At 35.0% G+C, this 19,559-nt stretch carries 14 protein-coding genes and 1 riboswitch; all 14 genes read right to left on the bottom strand.

The window, feature by feature from the left end; translation table 11 throughout:
• Positions 1-2,977 (bottom strand): ESPR-type extended signal peptide-containing protein (locus tag RWP19_RS08945; RefSeq protein ID WP_314357386.1); only part of this gene is annotated, 2,977 nt, incomplete at its 3' end.
• Positions 2,978-3,616: 639 nt separating this feature from the next.
• Entirely contained in the window at positions 3,617-4,273 is a 657-nt protein-coding gene (gene thiE, locus RWP19_RS08940; RefSeq protein ID WP_314357385.1) for a thiamine phosphate synthase, read from the bottom strand.
• Between the two features lies 1 nt (position 4,274).
• Complete coding sequence (gene thiF / locus RWP19_RS08935; RefSeq protein WP_295209793.1) at positions 4,275-4,901, bottom strand: sulfur carrier protein ThiS adenylyltransferase ThiF; 627 nt, start codon at positions 4,899-4,901, stop codon at positions 4,275-4,277.
• Positions 4,902-4,913: 12 nt separating this feature from the next.
• Positions 4,914-6,014: a 2-iminoacetate synthase ThiH gene (gene thiH, locus RWP19_RS08930; protein WP_314357384.1), complete on the bottom strand. Its 1,101-nt coding sequence runs from the start codon at positions 6,012-6,014 to the stop codon at positions 4,914-4,916.
• Positions 6,015-6,024: 10 nt separating this feature from the next.
• Positions 6,025-6,795, bottom strand: a complete 771-nt coding sequence (locus RWP19_RS08925; protein WP_314357383.1) for a thiazole synthase — start codon at positions 6,793-6,795, stop codon at positions 6,025-6,027.
• A gap of 1 nt (position 6,796) precedes the next feature.
• On the bottom strand, positions 6,797-6,994 hold the full coding sequence (gene thiS / locus RWP19_RS08920; protein WP_295209801.1) for a sulfur carrier protein ThiS: 198 nt from the start codon (positions 6,992-6,994) through the stop codon (positions 6,797-6,799).
• A 28-nt stretch (positions 6,995-7,022) separates the two neighbouring features.
• Positions 7,023-8,327, bottom strand: coding sequence for a phosphomethylpyrimidine synthase ThiC (thiC, locus tag RWP19_RS08915; RefSeq protein WP_295209804.1), 1,305 nt, complete (start codon positions 8,325-8,327; stop codon positions 7,023-7,025).
• 77 nt (positions 8,328-8,404) lie between these two features.
• Positions 8,405-8,512: riboswitch (TPP riboswitch) on the bottom strand.
• 51 nt (positions 8,513-8,563) lie between these two features.
• Complete coding sequence (locus RWP19_RS08910) at positions 8,564-10,747, bottom strand: ATP-dependent Clp protease ATP-binding subunit (RefSeq protein ID WP_314357382.1); 2,184 nt, start codon at positions 10,745-10,747, stop codon at positions 8,564-8,566.
• 429 nt (positions 10,748-11,176) lie between these two features.
• Complete coding sequence (locus tag RWP19_RS08905) at positions 11,177-13,447, bottom strand: YadA-like family protein (protein ID WP_314357381.1); 2,271 nt, start codon at positions 13,445-13,447, stop codon at positions 11,177-11,179.
• A 470-nt stretch (positions 13,448-13,917) separates the two neighbouring features.
• Positions 13,918-15,108, bottom strand: a complete 1,191-nt coding sequence (locus RWP19_RS08900) for a DUF6421 family protein (RefSeq protein WP_295997873.1) — start codon at positions 15,106-15,108, stop codon at positions 13,918-13,920.
• Between the two features lies 1 nt (position 15,109).
• Entirely contained in the window at positions 15,110-15,646 is a 537-nt protein-coding gene (locus tag RWP19_RS08895; RefSeq protein ID WP_311532365.1) for a hypothetical protein, read from the bottom strand.
• Positions 15,633-16,850, bottom strand: coding sequence for an MFS transporter (locus tag RWP19_RS08890; protein WP_314357380.1), 1,218 nt, complete (start codon positions 16,848-16,850; stop codon positions 15,633-15,635). Before RWP19_RS08890 ends, RWP19_RS08895 begins: the two co-directional genes overlap by 14 nt.
• Positions 16,851-16,855: 5 nt before the next feature.
• On the bottom strand, positions 16,856-17,959 hold the full coding sequence (locus RWP19_RS08885; RefSeq protein ID WP_291736113.1) for an acetyl-CoA carboxylase biotin carboxylase subunit family protein: 1,104 nt from the start codon (positions 17,957-17,959) through the stop codon (positions 16,856-16,858).
• 199 nt (positions 17,960-18,158) lie between these two features.
• On the bottom strand, positions 18,159-19,367 hold the full coding sequence (locus tag RWP19_RS08880; protein WP_314357379.1) for an ISL3 family transposase: 1,209 nt from the start codon (positions 19,365-19,367) through the stop codon (positions 18,159-18,161).
• Positions 19,368-19,559: the final 192 nt, after the last annotated feature.

Raw genomic sequence — 19,559 nt, 5'->3', positions numbered from 1 at the left:
TTACAGCAGAATCTGCAGCAGTTCCATCGGCAATGCCTTTAATTTCTTTACCGCCAGCATTAATACCATTTGTTTTATCAATAGTAATACCACCAACAGTTACTTTATCGAAGGATACGTTTTTCGCAGTACCAATGGTAATATTGCGTCCTGTATTGGTAATGGCTACATTATCACCGTTAATGAAGTTTACAGTTTCCCCACCTGCTACAGCAGTATTATTGCTACCATTAGTAGACACATTCCAAGTAGCTGCAGTTTTAGCTAGATCTTTAATATGTGTATCACCAGCTGTTGATAAATTAGATAAATCCTTATTAGCTGCATTAGCCGCTTGAGTAACAGCATCTTTTAGTTTTTGTGTGGATGCTACAGATACATTTGTACCACTAGCTGTTGTACTAATTAAAGCATCGCTACCACTTTCACCATTAATATAGAACTTAATACCAGTCGCTGAGTTTAAAGCTTGACCAGTAGTAGAACCAGATTGAGCTGCCAATGTAATTGTATTTTTTCCTAATTCACTAGTAGAATCCGCTACAGTTTTAATAGCTGCATCCATTTGATTCTTATTAACAGCATCAGTACCAGCTACACCTTGGCTTACACCAGAAATAACTTTATTACCAGCATTAATACCAGTAGATGTTACAGACGGACCACCAGAAATGGTTAAGCCATTTGTATTCAAAGTACTATTTCCAGCTTTAATACTTTTACCAGAAACCTCACCATTTGTACCATTTAAAACAATCTGGTTAGCCCCAGTACCTACAGTTACATTATCAGCTGTAAGCTGATCTGTCGTACCCACAGTAATAGTTGTGCCAGATTGTGTAAGGCTGATATTTTTACCATCTTTGAATGTAACCTTATTACCACCTGAAACTTTTTGAGCTGCCCCTGTATTAACCGCTAAATTCCATGCAGAACCTTCTTTAGCTTTATTAATAGCTGTAGCAACATTTTGAGCTGTTGCCAACCCATCAGCACCAGATAATGATGCAGTCCCTGCTGTATCGCTTTGAATTGCACCTCTTGTAGTATTAACAGTAAGAGTATCACCAACCATAGCAGTAGTAATATAAGAATCAGTCTTCCCCTTAACATCAAATGCTACATTGTTATTGTTTAAGGATTGACTAGAACGAGGGCCACTATCTGCACCTAATGAAATAGTACGTTTTACAGCTGCTTCAGAGTCAGTAATAGATTTTTTAGTAGCTGCATTTAAATCATAAGTAATCTGGCCATTATTTGCTACTGTAGCTACTGTAGATTTACCATCGTTAAACGTAAATCCATCGGTTAACTTAACACTATTAGTTGTACCACCATTAGCTTTGTAGCTAATTTTTTGATCTGCATTCGCTTGGTTAATAGAGTCTGCTACATTCCTAGCATCAGCCACCCCTATACTTGCACTGGCAGTACCATTACTAACAGTTATAGTTTCTTTTTTAGCCTTAATAACCAAGCCTTGATTAGCTGCAGCCGTTGTTATATAGGTGTTATCACCAGTAACGGCTAGCTTACTATTCGCTAAATTAACATCTCCGCTAGAACTATTATCTCCTGTGAAAGCTAAATTAACACTCTTAAGTTGAGCTACGTTAACAGCATCTGTATCATTTGTACCAGCTGCAAGGCCAGTAATTTGACGTGTATTAGTACCATCGCCAATGGAAACAGCCCCCAAGGTACTTGTTAACGTATTTCCAGTTAACCCAGCATATGTATTTGTCCGGTTTGTATTAGCATTATATCCAGCTACACCAGATGCTGTATTGGCTTTAGATTTGTACCCAAGAGCAACACCTTTAGTTATAGTTGCGGATGCAGAATCCCCAATAGCGACTGCATAATCCTCAGTCGCCATTGCGCCACGCCCTAGTGCAACAGCAGATGTTTTTGTTGCCTGGCTTTGAGGTCCGATAGCTGTAGCGGAAGCACCATTTGCTTTACTAGTATACCCAAGAGCAACTGAATTAGTATCTGTAGACTCTGATGTTTCACCGATTGCAATAGATCCACTATCTGTAGCCTTTGAACTTGTACCTAAAGAAACTGAATCTGAACCACTAGCAGTCGCTTTTACACCAAGAGAGAGAGCATTACTATTACTAGCCTTTGCATTATAGCCCATTGCAATAGCTTTACTAGCTGTTGCCTCTGTTTTTTCAGTGTTATTATTAAAATTATTACCGTCACCACCACCAATGGCAATAGCGTTTTCAGCAGCAGCTCTTGCACTACGACCTAATGCTGTTGCATTTCCACCTGTTGCGACAGCTCTTAAGCCAACAGCTGTATCGCCCCATTTTTGATAGTTATTAATATCAGTTGATGAATCAGTATATGGATTGGACTGAATATTGATTCCAGATCCATATACATCTGCACCAGCTAAGGCTTGCCAACCTAATGATACAGAACCTTGTCCATAGCCACGAGCACTTACCCCCATAACAGTGGCCCCCATCTTAGGTGCTCTCGTTTGTTCACCTATAGCCACTGCATGATCTGACATAGCCGATGTTTGATAACCAATAGCAATACCATAATCACCAGTAACATTGGTTTGTTTCCCCATCGAAATCCCATAGGATTTGCTATTTCCTGCACCAATACCGATTGTAATTGTATCTAGACCTTCTGACCTTGATGAAAGGCCAATGGCAATAGAAGGTGCCACTCTGGCTTTACCAGAAGCCGGGTCTATTGCCGAAGCACCCAAAGCCTCTGTATTAGGGCCAATCGCTACCCCTCCAGGAGTTGTTTTCCCCCAAACATTATTACTCGTAGCAGGAGTGCCTGCTCCTGCCGCCATTACATTACAGCCTTGTGTAGCTAACCCCGCTAAAATGGCAGCAACAATAATTTTCTTTTTACCAGTCGTATTTTTAGCAATTTCTGATACGACTACATAACATTGTTTGCTTTTAGACCAAACAACCTTAAAGATTTTATTCATCATGTTCTCCTTTAATAACTAACACTCACTAACAGGATGTTCTTTCTGTTTTCTATAATTTATATAGTTCTACTTTTCACATTACTCTTTATTATTTATGTACGAGTCAACTTCATGATTTTATCATAATTACATGGTATTTCTCAAATACTATTTTTACTATTCAGTAAAATTTTTATACATATTACAATTAACATTAAATAAAAATAACCAATTTTTATCTATATCATCTATAAAGATATATGTTTTAAAATTCATTATTATTATATTTTTATACCTATACGACTATACTGTAATTTATATTTAATTATTAAAAATTTTACTTCAAATTATCATTTTCATATTTTATTCATATTTTTATATTTTTTTGTGATTTAACTCAAACAAAAGATATAGTTTTAAATCATAAGATATTATTTTTATAGTTAATATAACTTCTAAATAAAAAAAGATACTTCACATGATTATGAAGTATCTTTTTTATTCTATGTATTTTGTATACTTTTTCAGTTTTTATTGCAGATATCAGGTTATAAATCTATCAATACAACGAATATATTGATACTTTATATATAACTACTCTTTATTTATACCGATTTTCCATAAATATCATGAAATATAGTTATACCCATAAATCTATTATCTCACATTTACATATCCAGATAGTAATTCATGTATTGTTTCTTGCATATCTGAAGAATCTGTAATTTCAGAAACAGCACAGATAAAATCAGGATGGGCATTCCAAACACTTTCTACATTTGAAGTTTTAACCCCCCCAATTGCTACTATAGGGAGTTTACTAAATTGTTTAGCCCAATGTACATAAGAAATCCCTACAGGATGTGCATTAGGCTTTGTTTGTGTAGAGAAAACAGGTCCCACCCCAATATAATCGATTATATTCTGATATCGATTAGCACATTTTAAATCATTAATACTATGCGTGGACCATCCAATTAGCATATCAGATCCCACGATACGCCGTACCGTATTAGGTGGTAGATCATCTTGTCCTACATGAACACCGTCAGCATGAACAGCTAAAGCTAAATCTACATAATCATCAATAATAAGTAGCGCATGATACGCCGAAGTCAACTGGCGTAATACCATAGCCTCTTGATAACGTAATATCGGTGTTTTATGTTTTTCTCGATATTGAATAATACGAATTCCAGCACTTAACATGTCTTGTACTAAAGGAACTACATCTCGATTACCACCGGTGATCCCATAAATAGGACATGATTCCATCACCTTTGTTAGTTTCTCGCTTCGACTCGTTGCTTTCATCTTAGTCTCTACCTTTATCTAATACTATGGATAATGCTACATCAGCTTGTTTAGCTGCTGCAATTGATACACGAGGGGCGTACGGATTAGCATCAGCAATATCAGATGTTTCATCACCAATTACATATATATCAGTTCCGATTTTCTTGGTAGTTAAGTCATCTGACTTGCCAATCCCTGCTAGTCCAGAAACCATAATTTTAGGTTTTACCATAGACAAAGTCCCTTCTACAAACATTGATTTAGCATCTGCAGAATCAAAGGCTTCTATCAATATATCTGCTGCATCATAAATGGCAGGTATACTGTCTTTTGTTAAAGCCTCTCGATAGGTGACCACTGTAATATTAGGATTGATTTCTGTAAGGATATCTTGTAAGGCATCCACCTTAAACTGTCCCACATGGTGAGGAAAATAGTATTGACGATTCAAGTTACTCATTTCTACTCTATCATAATCGGCAATGATAAAGTGACGTATGCCACTACGGGCCAAATTAACGGCACAATTAGATCCTAATCCACCGGCCCCCATGATACCAATAACAGTTTCTTGAAGTAGAGAAAAATCTGATTCACTATAAAACTTTGCAATAGCCTGTTCGAACGTATTACCTATATGCACCATACTTTAAGCTCCTTACAACATTTGCCAATCTTTAAATACTGGTTGATATCCCGTATGTTCTAGCATAGCGACCATGTCATGTACACTACGGTTATCACTAATGGTAAATTGACTAGAGTCATCTTGTTTAGTATGACCACCTACTGAAGTAGTGACTCCAGCAGATACTTTTGTAATCCCCAATGGAACAAGATGATTGCGCATAGTTCTACTTTCACGAGAGGATAACGTAATCCCCACTCTTGGGAATAATAACCGCAAAGCTAAAATATATTGTACTAGCGAAACATCATCTACAGGATGTTCTGGTGAATACCCTACTGCACAAGGTCGAATCCGCGGTACCGATACAGAAAGCTCTACATCTGGATATGACTGCATTAAATATTGCAAATGTAACATTGTCTTATATGCTTCTCTATGCCACTCATCAAGCCCCATCAAAGCACCAATATTAACGACTCTAAAGCCAGCTTGGCAAGCTAATTCAGGTGTATCAATCCGTTTTTCATAATCACTCTTTGGGCCAAAGGGATGCAAAGTCTTATATAACGTAGGATTATACGTTTCTTGGAACATAGTCATTCCATCAGCACCAGCTTTTACAAGTGATTGATACTCTTCTAATGTAAGCGAATATACTTCTATGCTAACACTACTAAATTGTTTTACCAGCCGTTCCACAGCCGATTGAATATATGAAGGAGGGCTACATGTTTTTGATTCGCCAGTCAATACTAGCACTTGTTCTAACCCTGTTTTTGCAATAGCTTGTGCTTCTGATTCGATATCATCCATAGTCAATTTTTCTCGAACAATCGAACTATGATGACTATATCCACAATAGACACAACCATTATCACAGTAATTGGAAATATACATAGGGGTAAATAATTGCATAGTATATCCAAATTGTTGTACAGTCTGTTCATGAGCTAACCGAGCCATAGTTTCTATATGAGGGATAGCCTTAGGAGATAATAAAATCAAAGCATCATGTATATCCATGTGAGATTTTGAAAGCGTAGATACCACTTGCTCATCAGTTATATTAGCAAGAGTCTGAGCTATGTCTTCATCTGAAATTGTGGAAAGTACATCTACAAATGACATATCTCTCACCCTACTTTCGTAAAAATCCAGTTAATGGTGAAGAAGCGCTCCCAACAGTTTTCTTAGGGGCATATTTAGCAAGATATGCTTTTCTTCCAGCCTGTACAGCATGGTAAAAGGCCTCTGCCATTCCTACTGGATTAGGGCTTGTAGCAATAGCCGTATTCACTAACACTGCACTAGCCCCCATTTCCATAGCAATAGCCGCATCAGAAGGCCGTCCAATCCCAGCATCCACAATAATAGGGACTTGTAAGGAATCAATGAGAATTTCAATGAGCCCTTTTGCCTCAAGACCTCTATTGCTGCCAATAGGAGATGCTAAGGGCATAACACATCCAGCGCCAGCTTCAACTAATCGCTTTGCATCCATCAAATTAGGACTCATATAAGGAAATACGACAAACCCCTCTTTCGCCAATACTTCCGTAGCCTTAATAGTTTCCATATTATCAGGCATCAAATATCGTTGATCTTGAATCACTTCAATCTTAATCAAGTTACCACAGCCTAATTCTCTAGCCATTCGAGCAATACGTATCGCCTCTTCTGCATTCCTAGCGCCAGATGTATTTGGCAACAAGTGCATAGTATCAGGGATATAGCTTAAAATATCCCCCTCTGACTGTGCTGTATTAGCCCGTCTTAAGGCAACTGTAACAATATCTGTGTGAGAAGCTTCTAAGGCTTCTTTCATTAACGGATAGGAAGCAAATTTACCGGTTCCCACTAATAAGCGACTTGAAAAGTTAGTATTACCAATTGTAAATGTATCTGACATATTAACCGCCTCCTACAAAACTAACAATTTCTAATCGATCAGCTGCCGTAAGTACGGTAGTGGTATACAATTCTTTACTGATAATTTCACCATTTAGTTCTACTACAAAGCGCTTACCAGCATATCCAAGCTCATCTAAAAGGGTACTGAGCTGATTGGATACGACTAATTTAGCTTCGCCATTTATAATAATTTCCATAATGACCTCCCTAGCCCATCCAATTCAGCTATAAAATATCGATATATTCTTCTTGTAATGCTTTATTCATACTACGTACAGCGCAGAATTTACCGCACATAGAGCAGGTATCACTATGATCGTCTTCTGGAGCCCGGCTTTCACGTATAGCACGTGCCCGTTCAGGATCAATAGCACATGCATATTGTTCTTCCCAATCGAGTACTTGCCGAGCTCGAGCCATTTTATCATCTATATCTCTAGCATGAGGAATACCACGAGCAATATCTGCAGCATGAGCGGCAATTTTAAAGGCCATAATACCATCTTTTACATCATCCGCATTAGGTAAGGCCAAATGTTCTGCAGGTGTCACATAACACAAGAAAGAAGCGCCATGCATGCCAGCTACTGCGCCGCCGATTGCGGCTGTAATGTGATCATACCCAGGAGCAATATCTGTCACAAGAGGTCCTAATACATAAAATGGTGCGCCACCACACAATGACTCTTGAACTTCCATATTAGTTTGAATTTGATTAAGTGGTACATGACCAGGCCCTTCAATCATAGCTTGTACACCATAGGCTTTAGCACGTTTAGCTAATTCCCCTAATCGAACGAGTTCCTCAATCTGACACACATCGGTAGCATCTGCTAAGCAACCAGGACGACACGCATCCCCTAAAGATACCGTCACATCATATTCCTTACAGATGGCTAAAATATCATCAAAATATTCATAGAAAGGATTTTCATGACCAGTCATGCTCATCCAAGCAAACACAAGACTGCCACCGCGACTTACTATATTTAACAATCGTTTATGTTTCTTGATTTGCTCAATTGTTTTACGCGTAATACCACTGTGAATAGTAATGAAGTCTACCCCATCTTGTGCATGCAAGCGAATAGTATCGAGAAAATCTCGGGCTGTTAATTCCCCTAAATCTTTTTGATGATGAATGACGCTATCATAAATTGGAACAGTCCCAATCATTGCTGGTGAAGATTCAATTAGTTTACGTCTAAAAATACTGGTATCACCATGAGTGGATAAATCCATAATTGATTCTGCACCAAGTCGTATAGCTCGATTGACCTTTTCAATTTCACTATCATAATCTGTTACATCTTTAGATGTTCCTAAGTTTACATTAATCTTAGTTCTAAGACGTTTACCAATGCCTTCCGGAGAAATACTCGTATGCAGTTTATTACAAGGAATAACGACTTCCCCCTTCGCAACAAGCTCACGTAGTGTGTCAACATCCATCTGCTCTTTCTCAGCAACAGCTTTCATTTGATTCGTAATTACACCAGCTACAGCTGACTCTAATTGTGTCATAAACATCTGTACATCCTCCTATATAGAATACATATATAGTTAGGTATGCAAAAACGGGTATCAATCAAATGATCGATACCCGTATTAAGTATTAGCGTGCTTCCTACGCGGGCATGATCCCGATCAGGTATAAAGGTCAGGTGCTCGCAGCCCTTTCTCAGCCTATATAATAGGCTCCCTTGCATACTCACTATATAATTATGTTTTAATCTTACTACTTTATTCAGATTTGTCAACGACAATTAGTTGTCTTTATCTTCAGATTTATTTACATCTGTATCTTGCCCTTTACTTTGAGCGGCATTAGTATCAGCAGTTTTTTCACTAATAACAATGTGCCCATCCTTTATATCAGCAAGCAAGTGTTTTGCATCGATGTGATCTAAGTAGAAGTCAGTTACATTATCGCGAATTTCAGATTCGATAACCCGACGTAATGGACGAGCGCCCATAGTTTTATCATAACCTTGTTCCATCAATAATTCTTTAGCTGCTTCAGTTACATCAAGAGTGATTTCTTTTTTAGCTAAAGTTTTATTCACTTGATCAAGCATCAAATCTACGATTTGTTTCAAGTCTTCTTTTTTCAATTGGTTGAATTCGATAACGGCATTGAAACGGTTCAAGAATTCTGGGCGGAAGAATGGAGCGATACGGTCCATTACATCTACTTTATTTTCATCGTCATTATCTTGACCATAGCCAAAGCCGGCGTTAGATGTAGCAATGATAACAGTGTTTTTGAAGTTTACTGTGTTACCTTGACCATCTGTTAAGCGACCATCATCCAATACTTGAAGAAGTAATGTAATAACTTGAGGGTCTGCTTTTTCGATTTCGTCGAATAGTACGATAGAGTAAGGATTACGACGAACGCGTTCAGTCAATGTGTTAGAGTTATCTTCGTAACCAACATAACCAGCTGTAGCACCAATCAATTTAGATACGGCTGTGCGATCACTGTATTCGGACATATCCAAGCGGATAATAGCATCTTTGTTGCCGAACATATCAAGAGCTAATTGTTTAGCCAATTCTGTTTTACCAACACCTGTAGGACCTACGAATAAGAAGCTACCGATTGGACGGTTACCTTCGTCAAAACCTGCACGGTTACGACGAATAGCCTTAGATACAGCTTCAACTGCTTTATCTTGACCGATTACATGTGCTTGTAAACGAGATTTCATATCTTTCAAGCGTTCAATATCGGACGCACCCATTTGAGATACAGGAATACCTGTCATTCTTTCAACGGCTTCAGCTACGTCATTAACTTGAGCCACAACCTTTTGATTTTCAGTGTGGTTATCGATTTCTTCTTGTAATTTTTGAATACGCATTTTTTCATTAATAGCGGATTCATAATCTTCTTTTTGAGCAAACTCTTCTTGTTTTGCTTTAGCTTCTGCAATATCTGCTTCTAATGTTTTGATGTCAGTTACAGGATGTTGGGAAGCCAAGTGAGCTGCTGTTACATCAATCAAGTCGATTGCTTTATCTGGCAAGCTGCGTTGAGGGATATATTGTACGGAATAATCTACAGCTGCTTTCAACACAGCATCTGGCAATTCAATGTTATGATGTGCTTCGTACAATGGGCGAATGCCTTGTAAGATTTTGAAAGTATCTTCTGCAGATGGTGCATTTACCTTAACTTCATTGAAACGACGAGCAAGTGCTGCGTTTTTCATGATTGTGTTACGGTATTCATCTTGTGTTGTAGCACCGATAACAGTCATTTCACCACGGGATAAAGCAGGTTTCAAAATATCTGCTAAACCTTTAGAACCTTGACCATCACCTGTGGAACCAGCCCCCAAGATTTGATGGATTTCATCGAAGAACAAGATAATATTTCCAGCGGCCTTAACTTCTTTAATAAGGTTTTGGATATTTTCTTCGAAAGAACCACGGTATTGAGTACCAGCTTCCAAACCTGAAATATCGATGGAAATGATTTCTTTATTTTTAATAGCTGCAGGAACATCGCCATTAACGATTGCTTGTGCCAAGCCTTCTACTACAGCAGTTTTACCAACACCAGCATCACCTACGAGCACAGGATTGTTTTTAGTACGACGTGCTAAGATTTCTGCTGTTTCTTGGATTTCTTTATTACGACCAATAACAGGATCAAGTTTACCATCACGAGCTTGTTGAGTTAAGTTTGTACCCAACTTAGCAAGGATGCCATCTTGTTTCATTTTACCTTGTTGTGCAACTTGAGCAGCTTGCATTTCTTCGTTAGAAGGCAACCGACCAGTTTGACGATAGAAAGCAAACTCTTCTGGAGTTACTTCACGACCATTTATTTTATAACGACGGTTTTCTGTAGAATAACCACCCATATTACTCATTAATTGATTGAACAAATCATTCATGCTACCGAAATCGCTACCAAAGTTATTGAAGTTGTTGTTCATATAAATTACCTCACTTTTGACTACAAGTATATCAGTTTGACTTTTTAAGTCTGTTTAATTTCTTGCTTTATTTCTAGGTTTCTTCAACCTTATGACATTATAATAATCGCATTAAGTCAAAAAGTCAATAGGCCAAAGATAAAATTTTTGACTTTTTTTGACTTTTATTTTGACTAATTAGATTTATGTGGCAAGAATATTGATAAATACTAGGTTTTGATAAATAATTAATATATAATTTCTTATCTATTTAGTGAAACTAAAAGCGGATAGTTCATTATGAGCTATCCGCTTTTTTCTTTGCTAATCTAGAGGACTTCAATTTTGAAACTCACAGTTTGCAATATCCAAAATCACTCTACAAACCTATATTATAGCCGTCTATTCTATATATATATCAATAACTTCCATTCAATACTGTTTAGATATTTATTGTTTCTTTAACACTAATGCTTTTAATTCATCAATTTGCTTTTGCATATCTTTAATTTGATTAGCCATGTCAAAACGACTTGTCTTTAAAGATGGATCTTGGTATCCAAATTTAAAACTAGCACCAACATTAAATGCTGATTGATTATTTAAGGTAAATCCAGCATGTACCATTGTATTTTCATTTGGTTGGTATGCTGCACCAATAGCCATAGCCGATTTATTTACATAATGTCCATATGCTGTTGCAAAGGACCATTTATCTTTCGGATTATAATCTAAATATTTTAGACCAGCCAATGCAATAGCGGATGCCGAAGATTCGTTACTATATTCCTTTACTTCATTAATAATATTTCCACCAATATTATTAATCTTAGATTCTACTTCTTTTAATTGAGATACATTAACAGCATCTGTATCAGCGGTCCCTTTTGCTACATCATGGATTTGTTGATTACCAGCATGAATACCACTAACTGTACTAAAACTCATTTTAGTTTCATAATCTGTATCGCCTTTAATTACAATACCATCGCTATTAATAGCTAATTGTGTATTAGGGTCTACCATAGAGCGGATATTAATAGCATCTGGAACTCCATTAATACTTTGATTAATAGAAACAGAAGCATGCTCATTATCAAGCATCCCAGAACCAGCTGTAAAGTATGTAGTAGTACTATGATTAGTGTCATCACTATTACTAATTTGAACGCTACCACGTTCAATCACAGTACCATTAGCATGGTCACCAAGATTTACAGCGCTCATATCACTCAATGTACGGCTAAGTATTACTTTATATTCTTTACCATGATCATTATTAGTAACAGTTTCCACTCTAATATTTTGTTCGTCATCACCTACTACAGTGACTGGTTTCAAAGTATTAATTACTGCGTTAAGTTGACTACCATTAATAGCATCAGTAGATGTCTCATCAACACGACCAGCAGCTACATTAGTAATAGTTCGTTCCTTACCAGTATCACCAATAGATACGGTTCCTACAGGATTCGTACCAGCAAAGTCGTATGTATCACCATTAACCACTAAAGAATCAGTCCCTCTTACAGTATTCGCTTTAGAACTATGACCAATCGCTACAGATTCATCTTTTGTTACTGAAGCTCTATTACCAATAGCAACTGCATAGTTAGCATCATTGACTATATTATCTTTTCCAAGCACAACCCCATGGAATCCATCTTGTAGAATATTATTATTACCTACTAATACATCTCCTTCAGGATCTTCTAAATGATCCGTATGAGTTGCGATATTATAAGACCCCACTAGTACAGAGTTTTTTGTAGCACCTTCATTAGCATTACCAATATTGATTGCATTTGTTCCTGATGTACTTACCAAATGACCAATAGCTACAGAACTTACACCATTAGCATTAACAGTAGACCCTATACCGACACTATTATTTAAAGAGGTAATAACACTATTACCAATAGCAATAGTATGATCAGATTTAGATTTAGAGTTATTACCGATAGTCATAGAAAAAGGCCCATTTGCCATTGATCCTTGACCAATAGCCATGCTATAAGAATTTGTACTTCTAGCACCATCACCAATAGCAATAGAGCTTACTTTTGTGGTCGAAGATCCATGACCAATAGCTACGGAACCCACACCATATGCTTCCGCCCGCTTACCAACAGCTACTGCTTCTGTGTCATTTGCACTAGCATTAGGACCCACTACAGTTGTATTCTCAGCATTGGCCCAAGCATTAAAACCTATAGCAGTAGCTAACCGCCCATTACCAGAAGCACTAATACCAACAGCTACACTATAATCTTTATCAGCAACACTCTCATAGCCAACAGCTAAAGAAGACACACCATTAGCTTGCGTGTAATTACCGATTGCTACTGTATCATTATTAGATGTAACAGCTTGAGAACCAATAGCATAGGTATCATCAAAGTTAGAGTGCGCATTATCACCAAATGCAATACTATTAGCACCACGAGCTTCTGAATTCATACCACCTGCTAAAGATTGTTTTCCATTAGCATAGTTACCAGTGCCAATAACTGTAGCATTAGGAGCAGATACACTATTATTGTAGCCTGCAGCAAAAGCAGCGGTAGCAGTACTAGTAATTGTATTATTTTTACCTACTGCTTCAGCACCATAATTAGATGCGTTTATATCAACTGTATTGTTAATACCTGCGGCAATGGCAGATCCTGTAATTGCTAGCACTACTGCAGTAGTCAGCACTATTTTATTTTGATAATTCATAATACAAAACTCCCTTTACACATACACAAATATCATCTTAAATTCATTTAGAATACTATACTATTATTGTCACTTTTTCAAGTACACTAAATTAATGTTCTTGCCACATTACTATATATAATTTTTTATATTAAATATTTGTATAGCTATTTTGTATGTACAAGGCACTATATCTGAGTAATCATTAAACATAACTTTCGTAGACATGCCACATAATGGGTGCACAATTACATCGAAAGAAAGTCTAAATACAATAAAAAAACGGATAGCTTATTACGAGCTATCCGCTTATTTCTTTGGTGATCCAGGAGGGATTCGAACCCCCGACCCACGGCTTAGAAGTGTGTAGCCAAAGTCAGTATTTATCTAGGTTCACCAGTATTTATATATGTTTGCAAGTATATATGCAAGCATAATTACGTTATTTTTTTATACTTGCATACGGTATCTGTTCACAATATAAGTTATAACTATAAAATCCCAACTTGTACTAAATTTAAAGCTAATTGGCCTGATATAGCATAATAATCATTAGGAGTTTTAGGTACCTCTAAAGTCTTGAAAAAGTATTTTTTACATTGACACTTAAAAGTATCTTCATCATCAGTAAATTGACCTTCTATCTCTTCAATCTCTTTTACCAAAACTTTTAATTTTTCAATCATCTTAGATAAATTAATTTCTAATTTATCATTCTTAATTAAAATCACATCATGATTCAACAAATATTGTATAATAAAAAATGATGTAGCTGAATCGAAATTCCTATATATATTAACCTCTTGTGTATATCTGAAAACTCTATCAAGCAATACAAACTCAAAAACAATATTCCGATATGGCAAAGTAAAATCCATCGAAAGAGCTAATAATGTTTGTACATCTACTTTTATTTCTTCCAATACACCTACATACCAATTAGTCTTCAACTGAATATGTTCATCAAAAGGTAATACACCTTGGTGATGATAGTAATCATGAAGATACCCCCAAACACATCTAGCATTATAAGTTACATTTCTATCAATATCTCTACTGCTAGATGCCAAATTCCCCAATCCTATTTTATCAATAAGCGGTAATGTTATCGTATTATATATATCGTAAAACTTATCAAAGAAAAAAACCGCACAACTTTGCTTTTTAAACTTAATATTTGATTTTACATTTTCTGGAAAGAATACAATATTATTACCTAATTCTACACCATTACTCCCTATTAACAACTTTGAAGATTGACATATATTTTTAGGATGTGAATAGGTTTTATACATAATATCAAATTCTTTCTCCATAGGTTCTTCACGAATAGATAAAAATGTTTCAAACTTCCATCCGTGTCGTAGCCCATTAGCTAGACGCAATGGCCCCCAAAAGAAAAATTTCGATAAATTTTCTACCTTTTTAAGTGCCCTTACAGAGTTATCAAAACATAAATTTTGATAATCTGACTCAATATATGTATTTATATCGCTAATTAATGCACTCTTATACTCTGCTGAAATAAACTCATCATTTAATGCTTCAATATTATTTACAATATCACACAAAATAGTACGAACTCTATCACGATTCTCAACATTTATTAGAGTTCCCTCTTCAGATTGATAAGACTGTAATAAATTAGTTTTATCAACAATTTCTCTTATATAAGGATTCATATTACCTCTCTTTTAAAATATGAACTGTAAACCCCATAGGTACGGCCCCATAATTAATTAATTCTTTTAAGTTATATGTTTTCACTACGGCTTTCGTTGTAATACATCCATCTACTTCCCCTTGTAAGCATCTTAATCCCGCATTAGAATTACTGGTAGCATACTCCACATTGATAGTAGGATAATTATCCAAAATTAATCCACTAGGTGCAGGATGAGAAGCAATACAATTTAATTCATTTACACATTTTCCATTCGAAGCTAATACCATATCGTATGTATTATCTATAAAGACATCATAAAGTATAATTCGATCTAAATTAGAAAAAACAATTTTATGTAAGTCAGGGTATACTACACATCCTAATAATGCACTTTCAGAATCATTATTAGTCAGTAAAGTTTCTACTGCATCTTCAAGTGTATCATGAAGTACGACTTCTCCTTCTATATTTTTAGCTTTCAACCATTTATAAGCCGCTTTCTCACAATTAGTATTTGTTGGGCCTAAGGTATGTATTTTATTAATGTACCTCATTAAATTTACTCCTGAAAGAAAATAGTAAAAAATACAAAAATATTACAATGATAATATCAATTAATGAAATAATTGACATCGTAAATAACTCATTATAGATATTAGAAAAAACAGAGACCAAAACTCCTCCCAAAGGAAAAGAAATGGCATTAAGAAGCATCATACTAGGTAATACGGCTTTAAACTCATCATCTTTAAAAATTAATTGTCTTTTAGTTCGCAATCCCACTGAGAAAATACTATCTGATAGAATAATCACGGCAATAAAAAATAATGTAAACACAAAATTGAGTTCAAAGTAAAGCATACCTCCACTAACTATACCAGCAACGACAATTATTAATAACAATTTAATTATTGATTCCGACTGATAAAAATCAAAGGTAATAACTCGATTAAATATTAAAACTGAAATTATCCCAATCACACTAATAACAAAATTAAAATACCCAAGAAAAACACTACTTTGATGATAAAAACCTAATATAATAGCTGGCAGCAATGCTAATGCAGCTCCATAAACAAGGTTTACACTATTGGTTAAAACAACAAGTTTAATAGCTGTAGAAGATGAGAAAATCAACTTCATTCCTTTACGCAATTCTGAAAACCTTGAATTATTTTCATCATTTTCCAGTTTGTCTTGTTGAGGATTAACAGAAACGTTATCATTAAATAATATAAAAAATACTATTAGTAAAAAGCCAATTCCAACAGAAAAAATGAATGTATTCTCACTAAGGATATCTATAAAATACCCTGCTATAACAGGTGATATAACCATAGAAAATTGTTCTATAGCTTGCAAATTGGATTGTTTCTTTAAAAGTTGCTCAGGTAAAACCATATTTTGTATATAGTTTTCTATGCAAAGATAGTTAATATCAAAAAATATACTGCTTATCATTCCTATAGCAACCAAACTAATTATATTATTAGTAATACTATATATGAAGAGTAAAAATAAAACACAACCACTTTGAACACAGTTAAACTTTATTATACTTTTTAATGATCCTGTTAATTTAAATAAATTAGGAACTATAGTAAGAGATAAAAGTCTAATTCCCCATTCTGCAGCAAATACAGCTCCCAAATAAGTCGCTTCACCTGTAATTTTGTAAATATATACTGGTATAGCAAATAAGAGTAAAAAATGAAGAGTCATAAAAAACAATCTATGTAAGTATATGCCTTGATACATAAGTATTACTCCCAAATTTTCTTCATTTTATTTAATACTTTTTCTTCATCATTATCTACAATAATCTCATACCCTTTTCTATGTCTATAATCCTGTAAGTTAGTTTTATCATGATAAAAAGCTACACCTGCAAACATTTTATTTTTAAACTCCTCTGTAACATAAGGAAGTCCAGCATAAGATAAAAGCATAGCTTTAGATAAGTCAATATTAGATGATAACTTAATGAGATCAACAATTTTGTCACCAGGCAATCTAAACGCAATTTCTACTAATACAGGTAATAAATCTTTATTAAAGCGAATCTCACAATGAAAAACACCACAACTTACGTTGGTAGCAAGCAAAATATCTTTAACATACGATTTTATTTCATCCACCCTACGTTCGCTTAAGTCACTAAATGGCGTCATATGACCGATTTCTACAAAATACGGTTCGTCAGAAAGAAACTTTTTAGTAATAGAAACAATATGTAACTCTTGATTAGAATAATACCCTTCAACACTGTATTCTGGTCGTTCTAAATATTCTTCAACTAAAACTTCACTACCTAGTTCATGATCCAACTCTTTATGCGTCTCATTTTTAATCAGATTATAATACATTATTAACTCTTGCTCATTATTGGCTTTATTTACATGATAGCTACCTGCTGCAGCCTTAGGTTTAATAATACAAGGATAATGAATTTGTTTATTTAATTTAATATCCGATACATTTGATACAGTTGTAAACCATGGATTTCTAATATTTTTATTAGTTAAAAACTCCCTCATTTTTAATTTATCATGAACTATAGGTAACATATCATAAGGTAACCCTATAACTTTATACTTATCTGCCAAAAGAATTGATAATGGAACGTAATATTCATTACCAGAAACAATAACATCAAACGCTATATTTAAATTATCTAATAAATCAAATACAGCATCAGTTTTGTTCGTATCTACTTCAAGTATAGTACATTTCTTCCAAGCATCTTCATTTGGTAATCGTCTATCAGATTTATTATACGACAAAATATAACAATCCCATCCTAATTCTAATGCAGAATTAACTAAAGCAGCTCCAGAACCTATTGGTTCTAAAATTAACACTTTCATAGTAAACCTCCTATTATTTAAACAAGACGAATTAAGTATATATTATTATATAAAAAATATGTTGTAAACATATTTACTCATATTTACGTGAATTCATGAATTTAACAAAAATAACTATTTTCTAATTAAAAAATAATACCTTATAATAAAGTCTCTCTGTCAAATGTTGGGGTGTTCACCCTACGAGTCTTCTTTGGCATCAATCATATGTATGGTTGGTGCCATTCTTTTTGCTCAAGAGTAGAATACGTACTCTAAATCTACCAAAGTGGCGAAGTCCATAGCTTATTCGTTTTAATACCTTAATCTTGTTGTTAGTTCCTTCTGTATATCCATTAGAATATGGGAGTAAGAATGCATTAGTTAATTGCATTATCCATGCAGGAAATGATGTAAAAAAGTTGTTAAATTCATTCAATCCAGATGCTTTCACTAATTCTAACCAATGTATTAAATGTGCAGCGATTTCTTGTTTACCATAGGTTGAAAAGATTTTTCTAAAAGACAGTTTTAAAGCGTATGCTTTTCCTAAATCATCAGAAATTCGCAGTATTTCACAGAGCTTAATGTGCTCAGCTTCCGTTAAATGATCTGGATGTTTCATTAGCACACGTCTATTCTGTTTTAACATGCGTGAATAAGCAGCTAGCTTATGTTGCTCACGCTTTCTAACTCGCTCTACCGCCCAATCTACAAGTCGACATACATGGTATCGATCACAGATAATATGCGCATGTGGAAATAGCGCCTCCATGATGCGCTTAAATTGTATGGACATATCCATTACAATAAACTTAACTTGTAGGCGATCCTTATGTTTAAATGATGCAAAATAGTGGATTAATGCTTGCGTATCACGTTTCGGTAAAATATCTAATATTTCATGTGTATCTGGATTAGTTAAATTAACTTGGTATTGGTAGCCTTCTGCATTTCCTTTAAACTCATCAATACCAATCACAGTGGGTAAGGTCTTGGGCTTAGGTATAGTGATCATAGAGCAATAACGTAATACTGTAGTAATAGATGTATCACACTCGTTAGCAATAGCTGTATAGGTTACACTTTCAGTAAGTTTATCAAATAGCATTCTAATATTAGTTACACTTAGTTGCATATGTTTTCGTACAAATGGATTGCTTTCAGCAAAAGAATGACCACAATGCGGACAAATATACCGACGCTGTCTGTATTTTCCAATTAGTGGACCTCGTTGTACTTTTCCAAACTTTACAGTACGTATGCGGTAATCCTTAATATGCTTTGTGGTTTCTCCACACTTTGGGCAAATATGTGATGTTGCTGGTAATTCTATGTCAAAAATAAATATTCCGTCTAATTCATAGCTATTTGTAATATATTCTTGTTTTACATTATGTAAAAATTCAGTATAATCAGTAGTAGGCATATAAGCTCACATCCTTTCTTTAGGACTTTGACACTTTTATTGTAAAGCATGTGAGCCTTATATGCTTATTTTTTTGCAAAAAAATAATGTTGGAAGTGACACCGTAGTGGTGTCACCCCAACATTTATTATAGAGCCAAGAATCTCCGCTTATTATTTTTTATAATAATTGGCTACAGCAGATTAAAATACG

This window comes from uncultured Veillonella sp. (assembly GCF_963522475.1).
In the GTDB taxonomy this organism is placed as follows: Bacteria; Bacillota; Negativicutes; order Veillonellales; family Veillonellaceae; genus Veillonella.
The sequence above is the reverse complement of the archived record's forward strand: the minus strand, read 5'-3'. Positions and strand labels throughout refer to the sequence as shown.

Excerpts from the sequence above, each read along its gene's own strand:
- RWP19_RS08900 (WP_295997873.1), bottom strand. The coding sequence starts at position 15,108 with ATGAATCCTTATATAAGAGAAATTGTTGATAAAACTAATTTATTACAG.
- RWP19_RS08910 (WP_314357382.1), bottom strand. The coding sequence starts at position 10,747 with ATGAACAACAACTTCAATAACTTTGGTAGCGATTTCGGTAGCATGAAT.
- thiF (WP_295209793.1), bottom strand. The coding sequence starts at position 4,901 with ATGGTGCATATAGGTAATACGTTCGAACAGGCTATTGCAAAGTTTTAT.
- thiS (WP_295209801.1), bottom strand. The coding sequence starts at position 6,994 with ATGGAAATTATTATAAATGGCGAAGCTAAATTAGTCGTATCCAATCAG.
- RWP19_RS08895 (WP_311532365.1), bottom strand. The coding sequence starts at position 15,646 with ATGAGGTACATTAATAAAATACATACCTTAGGCCCAACAAATACTAAT.
- RWP19_RS08890 (WP_314357380.1), bottom strand. The coding sequence starts at position 16,850 with ATGTATCAAGGCATATACTTACATAGATTGTTTTTTATGACTCTTCAT.
- RWP19_RS08905 (WP_314357381.1), bottom strand. The coding sequence starts at position 13,447 with ATGAATTATCAAAATAAAATAGTGCTGACTACTGCAGTAGTGCTAGCA.
- thiH (WP_314357384.1), bottom strand. The coding sequence starts at position 6,014 with ATGTCATTTGTAGATGTACTTTCCACAATTTCAGATGAAGACATAGCT.
- thiE (WP_314357385.1), bottom strand. The coding sequence starts at position 4,273 with ATGAAAGCAACGAGTCGAAGCGAGAAACTAACAAAGGTGATGGAATCA.
- RWP19_RS08925 (WP_314357383.1), bottom strand. The coding sequence starts at position 6,795 with ATGTCAGATACATTTACAATTGGTAATACTAACTTTTCAAGTCGCTTA.
- RWP19_RS08880 (WP_314357379.1), bottom strand. The coding sequence starts at position 19,367 with ATGCCTACTACTGATTATACTGAATTTTTACATAATGTAAAACAAGAA.
- RWP19_RS08885 (WP_291736113.1), bottom strand. The coding sequence starts at position 17,959 with ATGAAAGTGTTAATTTTAGAACCAATAGGTTCTGGAGCTGCTTTAGTT.
- thiC (WP_295209804.1), bottom strand. The coding sequence starts at position 8,327 with ATGTTTATGACACAATTAGAGTCAGCTGTAGCTGGTGTAATTACGAAT.